This window comes from Rhodopseudomonas sp., assembly GCF_048594845.1.
GTDB lineage: Bacteria > Pseudomonadota > Alphaproteobacteria > Rhizobiales > Xanthobacteraceae > Rhodopseudomonas.
This window is the reverse complement of the sequence record NZ_JBMDXE010000218.1, coordinates 1-2,348: the sequence shown is the minus strand read 5'-3', so window position 1 is coordinate 2,348 and position 2,348 is coordinate 1. Positions and strand designations below refer to the sequence as shown.

Sequence of the window (2,348 nt, the reverse complement as noted above, 5' to 3'; positions counted from 1 at the left end):
TAGCAACGGGTGAGCGCCGCGTAACGTCCACTTCCTACCCCCTCCGTCTCCTCCCCCGCGCCGGCCCATGCACCGGCTCCACATGCGCATTCTCCACCAGCGCCATCGCTTCTTCCGGGATGCGGTCGAGCTTCACGCCGCCGTAGCGCAGTTCGAGCAGCGTCTTGCGCAGGGCGGCGTCGCGGTCGAGCCATTGTTGGCCGGTGCGCGGGGCGGGGCCGGGTTTGTTGGGGCGGCCGCGGCCCTTCAGGGTGAGGCGGGCCATGTTGAGCACCTGCATCGCCTCGATCAGGCGGTCGAGGTCGACCGTCGGGGCCTGCCACAGCTCGTCGACGCAGCGTTCGGCGAGCTGGTGCAGCTTGTGGCCTAGCATGCGCAGCTTGAGCCGGCGGCCGGCGCGCTCGGTCGGGACGGTGTCACTGGCGCGCGGCGCCAGCGGGTGGCGCTGCCAGTTGAACTCGCGGGCCCAGCGCCCGACGGTGCCGGCGCTGACGTTGGTTCGCGCCGCGATCTGCTTGTAGGTCAGCTCGGTCTGTTCGATCAGCCGGCGGACATGGGCGACGGTGGCGTTGGTGTGCAGTGCCTTGCAGCCCTTCGGGCGGCCGCCCGGGACCGGTGGCGGGCCGCCGTCGAGCGCGGCCAGGATCGGCCGGTCGATCACGGGATCGGAGGCGGGGCTGCGGGGACGAAACAGCGGGACGAGCATTCGGCACCTCCATCCAGATCCAAGCCTGAATTAGGAATATAAACCGAACGCGCCGGAGTGCAAATGCCGGCTCCGCTTGGACGTGGCTCGGGCAGGGGGGCAGCTGGGTCTCCCGCCAACGAAAAATGCCCGGGACCAGGCCCGGGCATTTGCAAATTCTGTCCAAGATCGTGCGCCGCGGCTCCCCGCGGCCGCCGCCTTACTTGCCGGCCTTGATCTCGGTTACCGCCTGGGCGAGGAACTCGCCCATCTTCACGCGGATCTCCTGCTCGCTGACGGTGACGCCCTTGGCGCTGAGGTCGGCAGTGACCTTGCGGACCACGTCGGCGTCGCCGGCTTCCTCGAGGTCGGCCACCACGACTTCCTTGGCATAGGCCGCGGCGGCGTCGCCGGTCAGGCCGAGCTTCTCGGCGACCCAGAGGCCGAGCAGCTTGGAGCGGCGGGCTTCCGCCTTGAACTTCAGTTCTTCGTCGAGCGCGAACTTCTTCTCGAATCCTTCCTCGCGCTTGTCGAACGTGCTCATTGTCTGGGTTCCGATCTGTGAGCCGGCCGCTGGAACGGGCCGGTTTGCGGTGGGCGGGGTCGATGCCTAGATATCCAGAGCGGAACGACAAGACAACTGCCAACAAGGACGCAGCCGGACGGGTAAAACTCGGCTGCAACCGGCCGGATCGATTGTGCCCGACCGGCCAATCAGCTAGGTTGCGGCGAGGCTAGGTTCTTGTTCTGTTTCCGGTTCCGGCCTTCACGGCAGCTCCGCCGTGGGTCCACATCCTCAGACGGAGCCACCCATCCATGGATTTCAACAAAACACGGTACATCCCCATGAGCCGGCGACGTCGCATTTACGAAGGCAAGGCCAAGGTGCTGTATGAAGGTCCGGAGCCCGGAACCCTGATTCAGCACTTCAAGGACGACGCCACCGCGTTCAACGCCAAGAAGCATCAGGTGATCGAGGGCAAGGGCGTCCTCAACAACCGGATCTCGGAGTACCTGTTTCAGCACCTCAACGACATCGGGGTGCCGACCCATTTCATCCGCCGCCTCAACATGCGCGAGCAGCTGATCCGCGAAGTCGAGATCGTGCCGCTCGAGGTGGTGGTGCGCAATGTCGCGGCCGGCTCGCTGTCGCAGCGGCTCGGGATCGAGGAGGGCACCCAGCTGCCGCGCTCGATCATCGAGTTCTACTACAAGAACGACCAGCTCAACGACCCGATGGTCTCGGAAGAGCACATCACCGCGTTCGGCTGGGCGACCCCGCAGGAGATCGACGACATCATGGCGCTGGCGATCCGCGTCAATGATTTCCTCACCGGTCTCTTCCTGGGCATCGGCATCCGTCTGGTCGACTTCAAGATGGAGTGCGGCCGGCTGTTCGAAAGCGAGATGATGCGCATCATCGTCGCCGACGAGATCTCGCCGGACAGCTGTCGGCTGTGGGACATCAAGTCGAACGAGAAGCTCGACAAGGACCGCTTCCGCCGCGATCTCGGCGGCCTCTTGGAGGCCTACACCGAAGTCGCCAAGCGCCTCGGCATCCTGATGGAAAACGAGCGCCCGGTCGGCTCCGGCCCGGTACTGGTGAAGGGCTGAGGCGCGTTTACGCGCGCCGTCATTCCGGAGCGCCGCGCAGCGGCGAGCC

3 protein-coding genes are annotated in these 2,348 nt (G+C 66.0%); 1 reads left to right on the top strand and 2 read right to left on the bottom strand.

The genetic code is table 11. The annotated features are described in order from the left end of the window. Window positions 1-34: 34 nt before the first annotated feature. Window positions 35-706, bottom strand: a complete 672-nt coding sequence (locus ACOJTD_RS14285) for a hypothetical protein (protein ID WP_420133561.1) — start codon at window positions 704-706, stop codon at window positions 35-37. Between the two features lie 199 nt (window positions 707-905). Continuing rightward, window positions 906-1,229 (bottom strand): DUF1476 domain-containing protein, encoded by a 324-nt coding sequence (locus ACOJTD_RS14280; protein ID WP_420133560.1) that lies wholly within the window; start codon window positions 1,227-1,229, stop codon window positions 906-908. A gap of 302 nt (window positions 1,230-1,531) precedes the next feature. Here ACOJTD_RS14280 and purC point away from each other — a divergent pair, with 302 nt between their 5' ends. Next, window positions 1,532-2,299: a phosphoribosylaminoimidazolesuccinocarboxamide synthase gene (gene purC, locus ACOJTD_RS14275; protein ID WP_199851757.1), complete on the top strand. Its 768-nt coding sequence runs from the start codon at window positions 1,532-1,534 to the stop codon at window positions 2,297-2,299. Window positions 2,300-2,348: the final 49 nt, after the last annotated feature.

Excerpts from the sequence above, each read along its gene's own strand:
- ACOJTD_RS14285 (WP_420133561.1), bottom strand. The coding sequence starts at position 706 with ATGCTCGTCCCGCTGTTTCGTCCCCGCAGCCCCGCCTCCGATCCCGTG.
- ACOJTD_RS14280 (WP_420133560.1), bottom strand. The coding sequence starts at position 1,229 with ATGAGCACGTTCGACAAGCGCGAGGAAGGATTCGAGAAGAAGTTCGCG.
- purC (WP_199851757.1), top strand. The coding sequence starts at position 1,532 with ATGAGCCGGCGACGTCGCATTTACGAAGGCAAGGCCAAGGTGCTGTAT.